The 16,548-nt window shown below is 57.3% G+C and carries 17 protein-coding genes; 7 read left to right on the top strand and 10 right to left on the bottom strand.

The window, feature by feature from the left end; translation table 11 throughout:
• Positions 1-17 precede the first annotated feature (17 nt).
• The gene (locus AABA48_RS05505) at positions 18-1,067 is read left to right on the top strand and encodes an HD domain-containing phosphohydrolase (protein WP_286349742.1); all 1,050 of its coding nucleotides are present in this window, start codon (positions 18-20) and stop codon (positions 1,065-1,067) included.
• 112 nt (positions 1,068-1,179) lie between these two features.
• Here the strand turns inward: AABA48_RS05505 and AABA48_RS05500 are convergent, their stop codons facing one another.
• From AABA48_RS05500 to AABA48_RS05490, 3 genes are all read right to left on the bottom strand, one after another.
• Entirely contained in the window at positions 1,180-2,616 is a 1,437-nt protein-coding gene (locus tag AABA48_RS05500; RefSeq protein ID WP_286349743.1) for a sigma-54-dependent transcriptional regulator, read from the bottom strand.
• A 145-nt stretch (positions 2,617-2,761) separates the two neighbouring features.
• Positions 2,762-3,031, bottom strand: a complete 270-nt coding sequence (locus AABA48_RS05495; RefSeq protein ID WP_286349744.1) for a hypothetical protein — start codon at positions 3,029-3,031, stop codon at positions 2,762-2,764.
• Between the two features lie 35 nt (positions 3,032-3,066).
• Complete coding sequence (locus AABA48_RS05490) at positions 3,067-4,008, bottom strand: class 1 fructose-bisphosphatase (RefSeq protein WP_010942295.1); 942 nt, start codon at positions 4,006-4,008, stop codon at positions 3,067-3,069.
• A gap of 357 nt (positions 4,009-4,365) precedes the next feature.
• Between AABA48_RS05490 and AABA48_RS05485 the strand changes: the two genes are divergently transcribed.
• The 5 genes from AABA48_RS05485 to AABA48_RS05465 all read left to right on the top strand — a co-directional run bounded on the left by AABA48_RS05485 (position 4,366) and on the right by AABA48_RS05465 (position 8,390).
• A complete protein-coding gene (locus tag AABA48_RS05485) occupies positions 4,366-4,785 on the top strand; it encodes a QcrA and Rieske domain-containing protein (protein WP_286349745.1) in 420 nt (139 codons plus the stop codon).
• An 8-nt stretch (positions 4,786-4,793) separates the two neighbouring features.
• The gene (locus AABA48_RS05480) at positions 4,794-5,897 is read left to right on the top strand and encodes a cytochrome b (protein WP_286349746.1); all 1,104 of its coding nucleotides are present in this window, start codon (positions 4,794-4,796) and stop codon (positions 5,895-5,897) included.
• Positions 5,898-6,046: 149 nt separating this feature from the next.
• Positions 6,047-6,706 carry a cytochrome c3 family protein gene (locus AABA48_RS05475; RefSeq protein WP_286349747.1) on the top strand — a complete coding sequence of 220 codons (660 nt, stop codon included), beginning with the start codon at positions 6,047-6,049 and terminating at the stop codon, positions 6,704-6,706.
• A gap of 269 nt (positions 6,707-6,975) precedes the next feature.
• On the top strand, positions 6,976-7,176 hold the full coding sequence (locus tag AABA48_RS05470) for a GSU3473 family protein (RefSeq protein ID WP_286349748.1): 201 nt from the start codon (positions 6,976-6,978) through the stop codon (positions 7,174-7,176).
• 191 nt (positions 7,177-7,367) lie between these two features.
• A complete protein-coding gene (locus AABA48_RS05465) occupies positions 7,368-8,390 on the top strand; it encodes a hypothetical protein (protein ID WP_286349749.1) in 1,023 nt (340 codons plus the stop codon).
• Between the two features lie 93 nt (positions 8,391-8,483).
• Here the strand turns inward: AABA48_RS05465 and ettA are convergent, their stop codons facing one another.
• Both ettA and AABA48_RS05455 read right to left on the bottom strand, forming a co-directional pair.
• Positions 8,484-10,163, bottom strand: coding sequence for an energy-dependent translational throttle protein EttA (ettA, locus tag AABA48_RS05460; RefSeq protein WP_286349750.1), 1,680 nt, complete (start codon positions 10,161-10,163; stop codon positions 8,484-8,486).
• Positions 10,164-10,305: 142 nt separating this feature from the next.
• A complete protein-coding gene (locus tag AABA48_RS05455) occupies positions 10,306-11,256 on the bottom strand; it encodes a diguanylate cyclase (protein WP_010942288.1) in 951 nt (316 codons plus the stop codon).
• A gap of 126 nt (positions 11,257-11,382) precedes the next feature.
• On the opposite strand from AABA48_RS05455, the gene AABA48_RS05450 reads away from it, so the two are divergent.
• Positions 11,383-11,877 carry a ferritin-like domain-containing protein gene (locus tag AABA48_RS05450; protein WP_010942287.1) on the top strand — a complete coding sequence of 165 codons (495 nt, stop codon included), beginning with the start codon at positions 11,383-11,385 and terminating at the stop codon, positions 11,875-11,877.
• 313 nt (positions 11,878-12,190) lie between these two features.
• Here the strand turns inward: AABA48_RS05450 and cydB are convergent, their stop codons facing one another.
• The 5 genes from cydB to pyrE form a co-directional block, all read right to left on the bottom strand.
• Positions 12,191-13,219 (bottom strand): cytochrome d ubiquinol oxidase subunit II, encoded by a 1,029-nt coding sequence (cydB, locus tag AABA48_RS05445; protein ID WP_286349751.1) that lies wholly within the window; start codon positions 13,217-13,219, stop codon positions 12,191-12,193.
• A gap of 1 nt (position 13,220) precedes the next feature.
• Positions 13,221-14,573, bottom strand: coding sequence for a cytochrome ubiquinol oxidase subunit I (locus AABA48_RS05440; RefSeq protein WP_286349752.1), 1,353 nt, complete (start codon positions 14,571-14,573; stop codon positions 13,221-13,223).
• Positions 14,574-14,716: 143 nt separating this feature from the next.
• Positions 14,717-15,130, bottom strand: coding sequence for an RrF2 family transcriptional regulator (locus AABA48_RS05435; protein ID WP_286349753.1), 414 nt, complete (start codon positions 15,128-15,130; stop codon positions 14,717-14,719).
• Between the two features lie 82 nt (positions 15,131-15,212).
• Positions 15,213-15,911: a YkgJ family cysteine cluster protein gene (locus AABA48_RS05430; protein WP_286349754.1), complete on the bottom strand. Its 699-nt coding sequence runs from the start codon at positions 15,909-15,911 to the stop codon at positions 15,213-15,215.
• Between the two features lie 73 nt (positions 15,912-15,984).
• The gene (gene pyrE / locus AABA48_RS05425) at positions 15,985-16,533 is read right to left on the bottom strand and encodes an orotate phosphoribosyltransferase (RefSeq protein ID WP_286349755.1); all 549 of its coding nucleotides are present in this window, start codon (positions 16,531-16,533) and stop codon (positions 15,985-15,987) included.
• Between the last annotated feature and the right edge of the window lie 15 nt (positions 16,534-16,548).

The raw sequence follows: 16,548 nt of genomic DNA, 5'->3' as shown, positions 1-16,548 counted from the left end.
TACAGGAGGGAAACCAGATGAAAGCCACAATCCTGACGGTCGACGATGAGGAGATGATCAGGGACCTGCTTGTGACGGCGCTGTCCCGCGAGGGCTACGACTGCTTCCAGGCCGGAAGTGCCGAAGAGGCGAGGGATGTGCTGCTGAACAACCGGGTGGAACTCGCCCTGCTGGATATCATGATGCCCGGCACATCCGGGGTAGATTTGCTCAAGGAGATAAAGAAGATAAGCGCTGATACGGTCGTGCTGATGGTAACCGCCATCAGCGACATGGAAACGGCCATGCGCTGCATCCACCTGGGCGCCGATGACTACATCCTGAAACCCTTCGACATCGAGCGGGTTCTGCTCACCGTTAAAAACTCGCTGGAGAAACAGCGGCTGCTGATCGAGAACCGGGAGTACCAGGCAAACCTTGAGAAAAAGGTCCTGGAGCAGACGGGACAAATCCGCTCGGCCATGGAGGAACTCAACCTCACCTACGACCACACGCTCACAACGCTCGTGCGTGCGCTGGATGCCCGCGAAAAGGAAACCGGCTCCCACTCGGAACGAGTCATGAGCTACACGATTCTTCTTGCGGAAACCATGGGAATTCGTGCGGCAGAGGTGGCAATCATGGCCAGGGGGGCACTCCTGCACGACATCGGCAAGATTGGCGTCTCAGACAACATACTGCTCAAACCGTCCAAGCTCGACGAGGTTGAATGGCGCCACATGAAACAGCACCCGCAGATGGGATACGACATCCTCTCAGGGATCAAGTTCCTCAAGGCTCCGGCGGAAGTGATCTACGCCCACCATGAGCGTTACGACGGAACCGGCTACCCTAAAGGGTTGCGGGGAAGCGAAATCCCGCTCGGCGCCCGGATATTCTCCCTGGTGGACACTCTTGACGCCATGACCTCGGACAGACCCTACCGCAAGGCTCTGCCCTTTACCGCAGTACTGGCAGAGGTCGAACGCTGCATCGGCAGTCAGTTCGACCCCTCGATTGCCGCGACGTTCCTGTCCATTTCAAAGGAAAAATGGGAAAAAGCGGGCAAGCGGCAGTTTCTGGACTAGGGAAAGTCCGGCACAGTCCGCCCATATCATCCCGTAATCTGCAACGCAGCCCCCTTAACGTAACGGCCCCGCCCGTACGATTCGTAACCAACCACCGACACAATACCGGCGGTTACCCTTCCGAGCGGGCCAACCTGTCGCGTAGGGTATTTCTGCTGATACCGAGAAGCCGGGCCGCCACTACTTGATTGTTGCCGCATCGTTCAAGGGCCAGCCGGATCAATGCCCCCTGCAGACTACTGCTGACGGCTTCGAACAAAGCCCCCTTGCTCTTCCGGCACAGGGTATCAAACTCAGGTTCTAGAACCTTTCTGAAAAAACCGAAGTAATCGTCACCAACACCTCCCTCGACCTTTCGCGGCAACACGGCAGCGGGCAGTAGCGGCGCGAAGTCCTCGGGCATGAGAAAATCTCCCTTGCAGAGGACTGTTGCCGAATTGATGACGTTTTTCAGTTCGCGGATGTTTCCTTCCCAATGTCCACCGTTCAGCATCTCCAGTGCCCTGGGGGCGATTCCTTTGATCTTCTTGCCGTGTTTCCGGGAAAAGGTCTTGATGAACAAATCTGTCAGAAGAGGAATATCCTCGACCCGCTCCCGCAGGGGCGGCAGGTAGAACGAGACCACGCGCAGACGATAAAGGAGGTCGAGACGGAAGGCTTTTTCCTTCACGGCCTGCACCAGACTTCGATTAGTGGCAGTGAGCACACGCACGTCGACCCGAACCGTCTCATTCCCCCCCACCCTCTCGAACTGCTGGTTTTCAAGAACACGCAGAAGTTTCCCCTGGTTGGCGAGACTCATCTCCGCCACTTCATCAAGAAAAATCGTTCCGCCGTTGCACTGCTCGAACTTGCCGATGCGGCGCGAATGGGCATCTGTGAAGGCTCCCTTTTCATGGCCGAACAATTCGCTTTCAAGCAACGTTTCGGGCAGGGCCGCACAGTTTACGGCAAGGAACGGACGGTGGCGCCGACGCGAATAGTGATAAATGGCACGGGCGAGAAGCTCTTTGCCGGTACCGCTCTCTCCCTGGATCAGCACCGATGCATCCGAATCGGCGACCCTACCGACCATCTTCCAGACTTCGAGCATCTCCGGCGAAGACCCGATCATCACATCTTCATAATCGACGTCATCGTCAATACCGCCTTCACCTCCGGTGAAACGGACCGTCCGGGTCATGAGATTGCATTCGACTGCCTTGCGGACCGTCTCGGTCAGAGCCGGCAGGTTGAACGGCTTGATAATGTAATCGTAGGCCCCCTGCCTCATGGCTTCGATGGCATTGCGGGTTGCCCGGGATCCGGTGGTGATGATTACGGCCAGGGCATGATCGAGCCGTTTTGCCTCGCGCAGCACATCGAGTCCCGAGGCTCCCTCAAGGTTCAGATCGATGATGGCCACGTTCGGATGTTCGGCAGCGATGATGCGATAGGCCTCCCGATCCTGGCTGACGGTAAAGACTTCATAGCCTTCGGCGCCGAAGACCTGCTTCAGTTGTTCAAGAACCACCGAATCGTCATCGAGTATCAGAAGCTTGGTCCCCATACTCCCTCCATACAATGCATTGGATCCGCATTTATCACTTAATCACAATATTCAATAATTACAAGAAGTTGCACGCAACCACTAAAAAAGGGGCCTCCGATATCGGCAGGCCCCTTTGATGCTTACGATTTGTTGCGCAAAAACACTACTCTTCATCCTCTTCGCCGTATTCGTCGACGCCGAACGCTTCGTCATAGCCGAGGTCGTCGGCGCCTTCAGCATCGTCGAGCTCCTCGGCGAAATACTGCTCGGGCGAGCGGTCATCATCAGCAATGGCCTCGAACCGTGCCAGCAGGTCACCCTTGGTGCAGTAACGTCCGTCGCGATGGCCGCACACATCGGCGGCACCCACTTCACAGAGATCGAACAACTGGATTTCCGAACAGAGTCTTGGCTGTTTTTGGTTCTCTTCCATGATCATCCCCCTCTTGGTTGAAACTGCGGCATGAATCAGCCGCCCATGAACTCCATGGCCGTGGCTACGTCATTGGAGCAACCGATGAAAATGGGAGCCCGCTGGTCGAGAGATTGCGGCTCGATGTCGAGGATGGGCGTTTTGCCGTCAGTGGCTGCCCCCCCCGCATTTTCGATGAGGTAAGCCATGGGGTTCAGCTCGAAAAGAACGCGCAGTTTGCCGTTGGGTGAACCGTTGAGGGCAGGATACATGAAAATACCCTTCCCTTTCATCAGCACCTGGTTGATGTCGGGCACGAAACCGCCCGAATAGCGAAGCTTTGATCCCTTGCTCTCAAGGTGCTGCACGAATTTTTCCGTTTCGGGCAGGTATTTTTTGCGCAGTCCGCCAGGGGAGTAGATGTCTCCGTCCGGCTTCATGGTGACGTTCTCCCGGCTCAGGGTGTACTCCATGAGATGGTTCATGGTGAATTCGTGAACGCCTTTGCCCACGGAATACACCAGCGAAACACGGGGGCCGTAGAGTATGTACATGGCTGCCACCTGATTACGCCCCTTCTGGAGCAGGTTGCACCCTTCGTAAATCGACACGATGGTTCCCACGGCAAGATTCACATCAACGAGCGACGAGCCGTCGAGGGGATCGTACGCCACCGAATAGAGACCGTCGGCGTCGGCCTGGGCCTGGAAGATCTCATCCATCTCCTCGGATGCAATGTTGCAGACAACTCCTGAATGGATGAGCCGTTTTCTGATGATCCGGTCCGAAAGCACGTCCAGGGCCAACTGCTCCTCACCGTAGAGGTTCGAGGTACCGGCCACGCCGAGATCACCGGTGCGGACTGCGTTGATCACATACTTGCTTGCCTCGGCAATCTCGCAGATCAGGTGCACGAGGTTATCGCTGATATCCTGATTTCGCAGATGACGGCGTAGGTCTACCTGGAATTTCGTCTTGCCCGGCTCGCTGAACGGCATTCGCATCCTCCTGAAGTATCGGATAGGTGAAAACGCTCAAAGATTACATGTAAACATGGCGTAGAATCAAGCGAAATGTAACCTCTGCAGCCCATGCCGCCGTTGGGTCGACACGTACTTGCGATTGCAAACCGGGGCTCAACCGCTATACTAAGAGCTTGTTCGCAACTAACGTTGCACGGAATCGTTCCCGCGTGCGCAACTGATGCGACCGGGCCGATTAAGCACAACCGCAGGCGTAGCAGAACTGCATCAAGGATTGTGCGAGGACCTGCATGCCGTGACGGCGCGAGGCGTACCCTCACCGCTCTGGTTGCACCAAGCTCTAAAACGCGAAACTGATCTGATGGAGGTCCCATGCAGGCCAGCACGAGACGAACGTTTCTCGGATATTGCCTCGGCGCCATCGCCCTTGCAGGTGGTGCGGCGGCAACCTACCCCGTGTTTCGCTATCTCGCCCCGCAGGGTGAGAGCAACAGTGGCAGCAAGGTGACCTTCCCCGAAACGGAAATCCCGCCCGATGGGGCAAAATTCTTCGATTTCCACGGCACTACCGGCGTCGTTGTCAAAACGCGGGCCGGCGGTCTGATGGCCCTGTCCGCCGTCTGTACCCACCTGGGGTGCATCGTCCAGTGGGAGAAGGAGAAGCAGGACTTTCTCTGCCCCTGCCATGGCGGCCGTTTCAGTGCCGATGGATCAGTCCTTTCGGGACCTCCGCCCAAGCCGCTCGCCCGGCTTCCTCTCGCCGTGGAAAACGGCATCGTCATAATCGGATAGGAGGCCACATGTCGCTGCCGGACAAACTCCGAGAATGGTTCGAAGTGCGCCTCGGTATCGCAGAACTGGTTGAGAAACGCCTGACCGGCTATCTGCTGCCCCGCAACATAAACGCCTGGTACTCCCTGGGAAGCGTCCTGCTGGTAATCTTCGGCATCCAGGTGGTTACCGGCATCCTGCTTCTCATCTACTACGTTCCGGACGCGGACAAGGCATTTCGCAGCGTCACCGCCATAATGAACGACGTTCCTTTCGGGTGGCTCATCCGGATGTGCCATGCGGTCGGTTCGAACATGATGGTGGCGGTGCTGCTGCTCCACATGCTGTCGGTCCTGTTCATGGGGAGCTACAAGCGCCCTCGGGAACTGAACTGGCTCACGGGATTCATCCTTTTCAACCTGGTATTGGGAATATCCCTTACCGGCTACCTCCTCCCCTGGAGCCAGCTCTCATTCTGGGCAACCACCGTGGCCACCAACAGCGCCGGCGCCATACCGGTCATCGGCGGCTACCTGGTGGAATTCCTGCGGGGCGGCAAGCTCGTCGGACCGCCGACCCTCGGTCGGTTCTTCGCCGTCCACGTGGCACTGTTACCGCTTCTTATCGCCGCCCTCATCGGGGCACATCTCTTTTTGCTTGAGCGTATCGGCGTTTCCGCGCCGCCCTTCGGCCTCGCCGATACGCGCACCCGCTGGGCCGGGGACCGGTTCCGCCATGAATCCCATCCGGACGGCATCCCGTTCTACCCCACCTACCTGCTACAGGATGCGACCTCCATTTTTATCTATCTTGCGATATTCTTCGGGGTGGTATTCTTCAATCCCTACCTGTTCTTCCCTCCCACAGCGTTTATCCCGGCCGATCCATTCAAGACCCCACCTCACATCAAGCCGGAATGGTACTTTCTGGCAAACTACCAGACCCTCAAGGTCTTTCCCAACGAGCTGCTGGGCCTCATGGTTCAGGGGGCGGCCATGAGCTTTCTGGCCCTGCTTCCCTTTATCGACCGTGGCGCAGAGCGGCACCCTCTCAAGCGGCCGCTTTTTCTCGCCTGTTTTATCGGTGGCATCTGCGTTTATCTTGCCATGACCATCTGGGGGCATTACTCATGAGATTCGCGTTCCGTTCACGGGCCGGAGTCCCTTTTATACTTCCGATCCTTGCTCTCTTGGTTGTGCTCTTGGGGCCACCGTGCGCTCATGCCCTTGAAACGGTCTGCATTCAGTGTCACGGTAGCCAGCCGGGCAAAGGTGGCGCGCCGGTGGGACAGTGGCGGGGCAGCATCCATGAGGAAAACGGCATATCGTGCCACGACTGCCACGGCGGAGATCCCAGCGATGCGGCCAACGCCATGAGCCCTGCACGGGGATTCATCGGAGCCCCGGCAGAACAACAGATCCCGGCATTCTGTGGTCGATGTCATGTGGGAATCTCGGAAGATTACCTGAAGAGCGCCCACGGCAAAGCCCTCGGAACCGGCGGCCCCACCTGCGTCACCTGTCACGGATCACACCGCGTAACGACTGCTACCCTCGACATTATCAATGAAAACCGCTGCGGCATGTGTCATTCATATGAACGGGCCGCGGCAATCAAGGATGCCATGACCCGTACCGAGGCCATGATTGCAGGCATAGATGCAAAGATCCGCCTGCTCAAAGGGGAAGGAGTCGACACGGACAGCAGGGGAAAAAGCCTGTTCGCCCTTCGCAATACCTTCCGTCGCCTCTTTCATGAAGTTGACACCGCCCGCGTCGGGCAGGAATCGGGACGAATCCGATCTGAACTAAGTGTCATCGAGCAGTCCCTGGCACTCTATGACCAGGCAAAGCAACGGCGTAAATTCATCGGTGCCATTGTGGTAGGGGCACTCCTGCTGGCGGCACTTTTTTCCCATCTTCTTAAAAAGACCTGGAACTAAACCCATATCCGTCCGGACTCTATTTCACGGCTCAGGGTCCGGTCAGATCTGCTTTGGCGGGTATCGATCGCCCTTCATGATGCACGGTTAATTTTCGCTAATTTTTTCTTTACTCCCGAATTCTTTTTGTGTATACATAACTGCGTTGTTCAAACAGGTTGAGAAATGGAGGTGACGTAACTATCAGCTCGATGCAAGCCGGATGACGCTCCGCGTGGAGCGCGCGGCATCAACCTACCCCCCCGAGCCAATACGCTAAGGAGGAACAAATGGTTGTACTTGTACGCTGTACTGACGACACCATCACCGTTGCACTGGAAGCAAACCTGAAGCAGCTTGTCCGGGAAGGGAGCATCAAGTCGTTTCTTCGTGCCGGAGAATGGGTCGACGCGGTGGCTTCGTTGGAAAGAAAGAAGCGCCCCGCCACTCTCTGCGAAGGACGTTACGTCACCCTCGTCTCAGGATTCTGAGCAACATCCTGCGCTCCACACACGGACAGTTTCCATACGGACGACCCTGGGGTCGTCCGTATTTTTTTATGGTGTAACAGAAAGCAATCTTCTACTATTTCTTTACAGAATTACGTTGACGTGACCACGCGGCTCATTTACTGCCGCCCACAATCACTGCCCGGCGCTACTCCGTTGGAAACGAGGGGCCTATGACCACGCGCTTACTGCCGCTTTTGCTGATTGTTCTTACCCTTGCCGGTTGCGGGAATTTTGAGTGGTTCCCGGATACCGAGACGAACCAGGGGAGTCTGGGCACAGTCACCGATGCGGAGCGTAACGCTCCGGTGGTGTCCAAGGCTTTCACCGTTACGGGTGGGTCAGCAGCGATCAGCATCGCCAATGGAGAATATTCGATCAACGGCGCCCCCTACACCTCTGCCAGCGGCAATGTACAAACGGGCCAAAGCGTAACCGTGCGTCACATCACCTCAAACTCCTACAGCTCCAGCATGACTACGGTTCTGACCATCGCCAATGAGAGCATTCCCTTTACCAGCGTGACAATGGGCAAGCCGCCAGTCTTTGTGAACAGCTCAACGGTCACAGACTTCACGTTTGCCCCCAAGCTCGATGTGGAACCGAACACCGTCATTGTCTCGGACAGCCGGGCGATTACGGGTAATACATCTCCGGCGCCCATAAGCATCACCGACGGTGAATACTCCACCAACGGCACCGACTTCACCAGTTCGGCCGGCACCATCAACGCCGGGCAGTCGTTGCACGTACGACATACCTCCCCAACCACATATCAGACAATCAAGACGACCCGCCTGACCCTGGGCGGCGTGCGGACCAACTTCTCGAGCATGACCAAAGCGGCGCCTTTTGTGAACTATTCGACGGTGAGCCCGGTCAACGCCGATCCGACCAATGTAATCTCGGTTGCTCAACCCCTCGTTGCGACAAAGGATTTCACAACCTCTACCCATGTAAGCTTTTCAATCAGATACTTCTTGAATAATTCCTCCAACGCGCAGAAAAACATCGGGCTGACGATCGCCGGCGCCGATGCTCAGAACCGGCGTATTTATTCCGGAACCATCGATGCTGCTGTCCCGGCCAATGCCAATCCCTCGAGCGGTACGCACAGCTTCGGAGCAGCCCTGACCATTGCCCAGTACAACAGCATCACCCAGTGGCTCGTGACGAAAATCATCCTCTACCAATAGCGGGCCGCGTACTCAGTGTGGTCTGCAGAGAAACGCAAAAGGGCCGGCGGTTTCCCGTCGGCCCTTTTGCGCGTGTAACTACTGTCCCAGTCCTTATACCCGCGTCAACTGCCGGTACTTGATCCGGTGCGGCATGTCAGCGGCAGCACCGAGGCGCTTCTTGCGATCCTCTTCGTATTCCGAATAGTTTCCGTCGAACCAGACTGCCTGGCTGTCCCCTTCGAAGGCGAGGATGTGGGTAGCGATACGGTCGAGGAACCATCGGTCGTGGGAGATCACCACAGCGCATCCGGCGAAGTTTTCCAGAGCTTCTTCCAATGCCCGCATGGTGTTCACATCCAGATCGTTGGTCGGCTCGTCCAGCAGGATGACGTTTCCTCCCTCTTTGAGCATCTTTGCGATATGAACCCTATTCCTCTCGCCGCCGGAGAGCATCCCCACCTTTTTCTGCTGATCACTCCCCGAGAAATTGAAGCGGGAGACATAGGCACGGGAATTGATACTCACCTTGCCGAGTTGAAGCGTCTCCTGGCCGCCGGAGATTTCTTCCCAGATACTCTTGTTCGGGTCAAGGGCGTCGCGGCTTTGGTCCACGTAGGCGATTTTCACCGTCTCGCCGGTGCGTATGGTGCCGGCATCAGGCTCCTCCTGACCGGTAATCATCCGGAAAAGGGTCGTTTTGCCCGCTCCGTTGGGGCCGATAACACCGACGATGCCGCCGGGCGGCAGACGGAAGCTCATCCCCTCCACCAGCAGACGGTCCCCGTAGGCCTTGGAGACATTGTCCGCCTCGATAACGATATCACCGAGCCGGGGACCGGGCGGGATATAGATCTCCAGGTCCTTGGCCCGCCTCTCGCTCTCCTGGGACAGGAGTTGCTCGTAGGAGCTGATGCGCGCCTTGCTTTTTGCGTGGCGGCCCTTGGGGCTCATCCTGATCCACTCGAGCTCGCGCTGCAGGGTCTTCTGGCGTTCGCTCTCCGCCTTTTCCTCCTGGGCCAGTCGGTTCTGCTTCTGATCAAGCCACGAGGAATAATTGCCCTTCCAGGGTATTCCCTCGCCTCGATCGAGCTCAAGAATCCAGCCGGCAACGTTGTCGAGGAAGTACCGGTCGTGGGTGACGGCGATAATCGTCCCGGGGTAGCTCTGCAGGTGATGTTCCAGCCAGGCGACGGTTTCGGCGTCCAGATGGTTGGTGGGTTCGTCCAGCAGAAGAATGTCGGGCTTTTGGAGGAGCAGGCGGCACAGGGCCACCCGGCGTTTTTCGCCGCCGGAAAGGACACTCACCGGCGTGTCGCCGGGAGGGCAGCGCAGGGCATCCATGGCCATTTCGAGGCGCGAGTCCAGATCCCAAGCATCCAGATGATCGAGCTTTTCTTGTACTTCCGCCTGGCGCTCGAGCAGTTTGTCCATATCAGCGTCGGGATCGGCAAAGGCGGCGGTGATTTCGTTGAATTCGTTCAGGAGATTGACGGTTTCCTGGCACCCTTCCTCGACGATTTCACGGACGGTTTTCGACTCGTCGAGCTTGGGTTCCTGCTCAAGGTAGCCGACGGTGTAACCGGGCGAAAGCACGGCTTGACCGTTGAAGTCTTTGTCGACCCCGGCCATGATCCGCAGCAGCGTCGACTTGCCCGAGCCGTTGAGACCCAGGACACCGATCTTTGCCCCATAAAAATAGGAAAGGGAGATGTCCTTGATGACGGGCTTCTTGTCGTAGTACTTGGACACCCTCATCATGGTGTAGATGATTTTCGTGCTGTCGGTGCTCATGCGTGCGTGCAACCTCCTAGGAGTAAATGACCTTTCTTTTTACCCCGGCGCCCGTGGCATGTCAACGGCGGAGTCGCCGAACGCACAAAGACCGCCGGCACGACCGGCGGACCCGGAAAATGAAGAGCTCAATCTGGCCGTCTCAGAGTTGTTCGCTGCACACCCGGTTTCTCCCCTCCCCCTTAGCCCGATAGAGGCAGCGGTCGGCTCGCTCCAGCAGCACTTCACCGATGGAGAGATCCTCCTTCTGATCCGGAGGGGTAAAACTGGCCACGCCAAAGCTGGCTGTAACCGTCACGGCCCCATCGCCCACAGAGGTCTGTATCAGGGCTATGCGTTGCCTGAGCCGTTCCGCCACAATAACCGCACCTGCCATATCGGTTTCAGGAAGTACCACCACAAACTCCTCGCCACCATAACGGACGGGCCAGTCGATGTTTTCGCGGACCCCGGAGCGGACCGATTCGGCACAGGCCTTCAGGACCTGGTCGCCGACAAGGTGTCCCCAGGTGTCGTTCACCCTCTTGAAGTGATCAATGTCAAACATGACTACCGAGATGGGGCGTTCGTAGCGGAAGGTGCGTTTGACCTCCTGGTGCAGCCGGTCTTCCAGGTAGCGCCTGTTGTAGATACCCGTGAGCGGGTCGCGCATGGTCAGGAGCCGGACCTCCTCCATGCTTTGCTTGAGCGAGCTTTCCAGGTCGATAATACGACGGGCGGTCATGAGCCGGACCGTGAGCTCTTCGGGAGTCACCGGCTTCACCAGATACTCGTCGGCGCCGGCTTCGAGCCCTGAAATGATGCTCTCCTTGGAGTCGCGGGAGGTGAGGAGGATCAGGTAGGTATAGTGCTCAAGACCAAGGCTCCGTACGGCCCGGCAAAGTTCGGGCCCGTCCATGACCGGCATGACCCAGTCGGTAATAACCAGAGGGAAATAGCCACTTTGAATACGCGCGAGAGCATCCTTGCCGTCAATGGCAACAACCACGTCGTACCCGATCTCGCGCAGATTCCCCTCGAGGACCGCTCTCAGTAGGGCATTATCCTCGGCTATGAGCACAGGATACGGGCATTGTCTCTGTTCATCCGTCATCTTACCACTCCTAGCCGCTGGAGAGAGAGTCCCCTCCCCCTGCAGCCATAATGTTTGACATCGCTCCATTGTTCGCTACCGTTTAAACGGAAGCAGTTACTCTCATCGCCCCCAAGGAGGCAGCACATGTTCGACATCGATGTTCAGGATGCCATTTTCAAGTCCATTCAGACAGAAAAAAATGCCATGAATTTCTACCAGTTTGGCGCCGGCAGGATGAAAAATCCGGACGCCGTAAAGGTTTTTGAGCTTCTGGCCCGCGAAGAGCGTGAACACGCCGGGCATTTCCACAAAATCTACCAGAGAAACGACATTCCGGATCTGGAAGCGTTTCTGAACACTCCTCCCGACCATGCCTCAGACTGGATGGCATCCCTGGCCAAAACCATAGATGCCGACTTTACCGAGCAGAAGGCAATGGAGCTTGCCATGGAAAAGGAGTTGGGCCTGGAAAAAGCCTTGAGGGAAACCGCAGCCCGTATTGCAGATCCCCAGGTGCGCGCGGTGTTCGAACTGAACGCCAGGGAGACCCGTAACCATTATGAAATGATAGAGTCCGAGTACGCGCGGCTCATGGCCATGGTGCACGAGTCCGACATGGACACCTATGTTCGGGAATAGCACGCTTCAGCAATCGGGTATAGGGGGGACAGTCGTCGTCCCCCCTATCGACTTCCTGCCCCGTACATTCCACAGGTCACAAAACTAATAGTAACTGACCAAATCTCCCCTCTAGAACTGCACGCGAAGCGTCCATCCGCCGCATTGTCGTGTCGATGCGATGTTCATACGGCTGAGCCGTAGTCTCTAAACATATCGGCAGATTTCAGTTTGGCTGCATCAGGAAAAACAGGATTACAGGAAAGGAACCGTCACCGGAAAAAGCCCTCGCTCAATGGGCTCTTTCCGGTGACGGAAGGCGGGAAAGGTCGGATCAGTAGGCGTGTGTATCGTTAAGAACTTCTGCCTCCGTGACCGGTGCCCGGAATATCCGGTACACCCAGATCTTATAGGCGATAACGATGGGGACGAAGATAAAGGCAACCACGGTCATGATTTTGAGCGTATAAGGGCTCGACGATGAATTGAAAATGGTCAGGCTGTAGGCCGGGTCAAGGCTCGACGGGATCAGGTTCGGGAAGAGCCCGGCCACGCCGGTCGCAGCTACCATGAGGACCGTCACGCACGAGGCGGCAAAGGCAGCCAGAGTCGCGCCCTTGGCCGAGAAGAGACGCGTGCCGACAAGCCCGGCCACGGCAAGCAGCGGAACAATGAACAGAACCGGCTGGGACAGGTAGTTGTCGTACAGTTTCGTGGCGAATTTCGTGTACGCGAGAAATGCCACCGCAACCACCAGGAGCACCGGCCAAACCTTGTCGGCTACCCCCTTCGCCCGGGCACTAAGCTCACCAACCGATTTGACCGAGAGGTAGAGGGCTCCATGCACCGTGAAAAGGAGCACAAAGAGCACCCCTGTGAGAAGGCCGTAGGGATTCAGCAGACCGATGAGGCTGCCGTGGTAGCCGTTGGCGTCCATGGGAAGGCCGGCGAAGATATTGCCGAAAGCCACCCCGAACAGGAGCGCGGGCAGAAAGCTCGACACCTGAATAGCCACGTCCCAGGTCTTTTTCCAACTGGCGCTCTCAATCTTGCCCCTGAACTCGAAGGCCACCCCGCGGATGATGAGCGAGAAGAGCAACAACAGGAGCGCCGTGTAGAGATAACTGAACATGAGCGCGTAGGTGGTCGGAAATGCAGCAAAAGTTGCGCCGCCGGCGGTGAGCAGCCAGACCTCGTTGCCGTCCCAGACCGGCCCCACGGCGTTGATGAGCACCCGCTTTTCGCCGTCGGTCTTAGCGATTACATTATGCAGGATGCCCGTACCGAGTACAAATCCGTCAAGCATGAAATAGACCGCCCAGAGTACACCCCAGAGAACGAACCAGGTAATCTGCAGTTCCATGTTAGGCCCCCTTTACCGTCGCAGGCTTAATGATTCCGGAAAGATCGTCATCGGGTCCCTTGCGGGCATACTTGGCCAGCAGATAGATATCGATGGCACCCAGCAAGCTGTAGATCAGCGTGAAACCCACCAGCGAACCGACCACCTGGGGCGTTGTCACGGCCTTTGAGACACCATCGGCCGTCTTGAGCACCCCATAGACGATCCAGGGCTGACGGCCCAGTTCCGCCACGATCCAGCCCAGTTGCGCCGCAATGTACGGGAGCGGCAGCGCGAGCAGCATCACTCGCAGGAAGAGGGTTCTGTTCTCAAGATTCTTCATCCGGGAAAGAATAACGCCGGCCAGGGCGGCCAGTGTCATGAACGTACCCAGGCCAACCATGAGACGGAAGCTCCAGAAGGTGGGCTGCACCGGCGGCCGCAGTTCCTTGGGAAAGTCCTTGAGCCCCTTGATCTCGGCGTCAGGGGTGTGGAAGGCGAGCATGCTCACCATGTTCGGGATACAGAGCCGTTCCACGGCGTTGCACTCATTCTGCGGGTCGGGAAGCAGAATGAGGTTCATGCCGACCCCTCTCTGAGTCTCCCAGACCGACTCCATGGCCGCGAACTTGGTGGGCTGAGTCTTTGCAATCTCCACGGCGTGGAAGTCACCGGAGAGGAAAACCAGGATTGCGGCGACGAAGCCGAAGGTGGCTGCCATCCTGAACGAGCGGACAAAGAAGTCGATACGGTTCTTCCTGAGCAGATGCCACGCGGAGATCCCCATCACGAAGAAGGCCGCCACCATGTAACCGGACGTCAGCGTGTGAACGAATTTGATGATGCCGTAAGGATTGGTTACCACGGCCAGGAAGTCGACCATTTCGGCCCGGCCGTTGCGCAGCACGTAGCCGACCGGCTTCTGCATCCAACCGTTGGCCAGCAAAATCCAGAGAGCCGAGAGATTGGTACCGATGGCCACGAGCCAGATGGCAACCGCATGGGTCACCTTCGACACCTTGTTCCACCCGAAGATCCAGACGCCGATAAAGACCGACTCCAGGAAGAATGCCACCGTGGCCTCGATGGCGAGCGGAGCACCGAAGATATCACCCACGTAGCGGGAATACTCGGCCCAGTTCATACCGAACTGGAACTCCTGGGTAATGCCGGTGACCACGCCGAGGGCAAAGTTGATCAGAAAGAGCTTGCCCCAGAACTTGGCCATTTTCAGATAGGTTTCATCACCCGTACGCACGTACCGGGTTTCCATGTACGCCGTGAGGACGGAGAGGCCGAGGGTGAGCGGCACGAAAATGAAGTGGAACATTGTCGTTGCCGCGAACTGGAGCCTGCTCAGGGTTAGTACGTCCATTCGCCGTTACCTCCTTTGAGTATGTACTTCAGAGTGATTATGCGGCTGCAGCCGCTGCACATGTAAAGCGCCCATGAATGGGCGCGGTTTTATTAAGAGTACCATACAGGACTATTTTCATCCTGTATACGGGCAAAAAAATTTCAGAGTTTCGTGGTGGCCGCCAGTTCTTCGAGGGTCACCGCGTCAAGGGTTTCGGCGACTTTTTCTTGTACCTTCCGCCAAACGGGGTGAACGCCGCAGACACTATCCCGCTCGCAGGTGCCGCTTCCAAGGAGGCAACGGTTGGGCATAATGGGTCCTTCCACCGCCTCCACCACTTCGCGCAGGGTGATGCGCGACGGGTGACGCCCCAGGATGAACCCGCCCCCGGCACCCCTGAATGACTTTACAATGCCGATTTTGGCAAAGCTTTGCAGAATCTTGGCAAGAAACGTCTGGGGGACGTCCGTCGCTTCGGCGATCTCGCTGATGAGCGCCACAGTGCCCGGTGGAATCTGGGCAAGATAGATGACGCCTCGAATTGCGTATTCACCCTTTCGGGTTAATTCCATCATAACAATCCCTAAAAGACCGAATTTGTCTTTTTATATCAGAGCTCATCGAAGCTGTCAAAAAGAAAATAAGCCTCAACGAAAGTTATTTACTGCGAGGGTCAGAGAGAGACAATGTGGCGAGACGGTTGCCGCAGGAGAGCCAATCAACGCGGTCAAACGCAATGGCAAGGGCGGTCGGGATAAATGTGTCCACTTCGCTCAGGGGATGGCCGAGAAGGCGCCCGGCAAAGATCCGGATAAGCCGGACTTCCTCTGTGAATATTCGGTCGAAATCACCGCGCAGGGCTGGATCGGCCAGAGGGTCGGCATCGATGTAGTTGAGAGTACACCATTCATCGTGCATGATCTCGCCCGACACATCAACCAGGGGAAGCCCGTGCAGGCGGCAGGTCATGGGGCGATACTCGTAGACAAGGCAGCGGCCACGTTGATCCAGAAGCGGACAGGGAGTCTCGTCGTCATCTGGCATGAGCGCTTCCCACTCATCATCGGGGCGCATGTTGAGGATGAAGGGCTGATCGAATTCGGGCCACACCAGCCTGAGTCCAGCAATACGCTCACGACACAGGCCAAGGACCTGTTCGCGCACCTCCGGAGCGAGCCGGTCAAAGCCCCGGCGAAGAAAGGCCGCGTCCAGAAGCGTTATGTCGAAGAGCCCCCGGCAGCAGTCCGAACAGCCGTCGGCACAGCGGATGCGGTCGCCCGAACTGCCGAGGCAGGCGCGGAACCAGTCGTCGATGCGGGAAAGCAGGTTGCCGTAGTGGTCGAGAATGTCTTCCATGGTCCCATTAAAAAGGCAGGCGGGAGCGCACCCGCCTGCCTTCTCCTCATGCTTTCGAAGCCTCCTGCCCTTGTCAGGCCAGCAGTTCGGACTTAGTAAAGATGGTCCGGAGCTCGTACCCTTCCTGCTCGATATTCTCGCGTCCCCCCTCCTCACGGTCAACCAGGGAAACGATGCAGAACACCTTGAGCCCTTCCTCTTCAGCCCGCTTGACGGCCTTCATGGAGGAACCGCCGGTGGTAACCACGTCTTCGACGATGACCACCTTTGATCCGGGCGGAAGGTTCTTGCGTCCTTCGAGCCACTGGCCCGTGCCGTGCCCCTTGGGTTCTTTGCGGATGATGAACGCGTGCATGGGGCGGCCGTCCAGAAATGCGGCAATGGAGGTTGCCGTGGCAATTGGGTCGGCGCCGAGGGTGATCCCCCCTACCCCCTGGACCCCTTCCACATCCTTTATGGCCTCATAGAAAAGCTTGCCCACCAGCAGTCCCCCCTCGGCATGGAGGGTAGTCTGCTTGCCGTCAAAATAGAAGTCGCTTTCGCGGCCCGAGGCGAGAACTACCTTCCGCTTCTCGTAGGACAGCTCCAGAATGATCTGCTTCAGTCGTTCCTTGTCAGTCATGGATCGGTTCACTCC

Origin of the sequence: Geobacter sp. 60473 (genome assembly GCF_036323535.1) — a bacterium.
Lineage (GTDB): Bacteria > Desulfobacterota > Desulfuromonadia > Geobacterales > Geobacteraceae > Geobacter > Geobacter sulfurreducens.
The sequence above is the reverse complement of the archived record's forward strand: the minus strand, read 5'-3'. Positions and strand labels throughout refer to the sequence as shown.

Bases quoted from the DNA above. Each gene is read 5' to 3' on its own strand.
- AABA48_RS05505 (WP_286349742.1), top strand. From the start codon at position 18: ATGAAAGCCACAATCCTGACGGTCGACGATGAGGAGATGATCAGGGAC.
- AABA48_RS05500 (WP_286349743.1), bottom strand. From the start codon at position 2,616: ATGGGGACCAAGCTTCTGATACTCGATGACGATTCGGTGGTTCTTGAA.
- AABA48_RS05495 (WP_286349744.1), bottom strand. From the start codon at position 3,031: ATGGAAGAGAACCAAAAACAGCCAAGACTCTGTTCGGAAATCCAGTTG.
- AABA48_RS05490 (WP_010942295.1), bottom strand. From the start codon at position 4,008: ATGCCGTTCAGCGAGCCGGGCAAGACGAAATTCCAGGTAGACCTACGC.
- AABA48_RS05485 (WP_286349745.1), top strand. From the start codon at position 4,366: ATGCAGGCCAGCACGAGACGAACGTTTCTCGGATATTGCCTCGGCGCC.
- AABA48_RS05480 (WP_286349746.1), top strand. From the start codon at position 4,794: ATGTCGCTGCCGGACAAACTCCGAGAATGGTTCGAAGTGCGCCTCGGT.
- AABA48_RS05470 (WP_286349748.1), top strand. From the start codon at position 6,976: ATGGTTGTACTTGTACGCTGTACTGACGACACCATCACCGTTGCACTG.
- AABA48_RS05465 (WP_286349749.1), top strand. From the start codon at position 7,368: ATGACCACGCGCTTACTGCCGCTTTTGCTGATTGTTCTTACCCTTGCC.
- ettA (WP_286349750.1), bottom strand. From the start codon at position 10,163: ATGAGCACCGACAGCACGAAAATCATCTACACCATGATGAGGGTGTCC.
- AABA48_RS05455 (WP_010942288.1), bottom strand. From the start codon at position 11,256: ATGACGGATGAACAGAGACAATGCCCGTATCCTGTGCTCATAGCCGAG.
- AABA48_RS05450 (WP_010942287.1), top strand. From the start codon at position 11,383: ATGTTCGACATCGATGTTCAGGATGCCATTTTCAAGTCCATTCAGACA.
- cydB (WP_286349751.1), bottom strand. From the start codon at position 13,219: ATGGAACTGCAGATTACCTGGTTCGTTCTCTGGGGTGTACTCTGGGCG.
- AABA48_RS05440 (WP_286349752.1), bottom strand. From the start codon at position 14,573: ATGGACGTACTAACCCTGAGCAGGCTCCAGTTCGCGGCAACGACAATG.
- AABA48_RS05435 (WP_286349753.1), bottom strand. From the start codon at position 15,130: ATGATGGAATTAACCCGAAAGGGTGAATACGCAATTCGAGGCGTCATC.
- AABA48_RS05430 (WP_286349754.1), bottom strand. From the start codon at position 15,911: ATGGAAGACATTCTCGACCACTACGGCAACCTGCTTTCCCGCATCGAC.
- pyrE (WP_286349755.1), bottom strand. From the start codon at position 16,533: ATGACTGACAAGGAACGACTGAAGCAGATCATTCTGGAGCTGTCCTAC.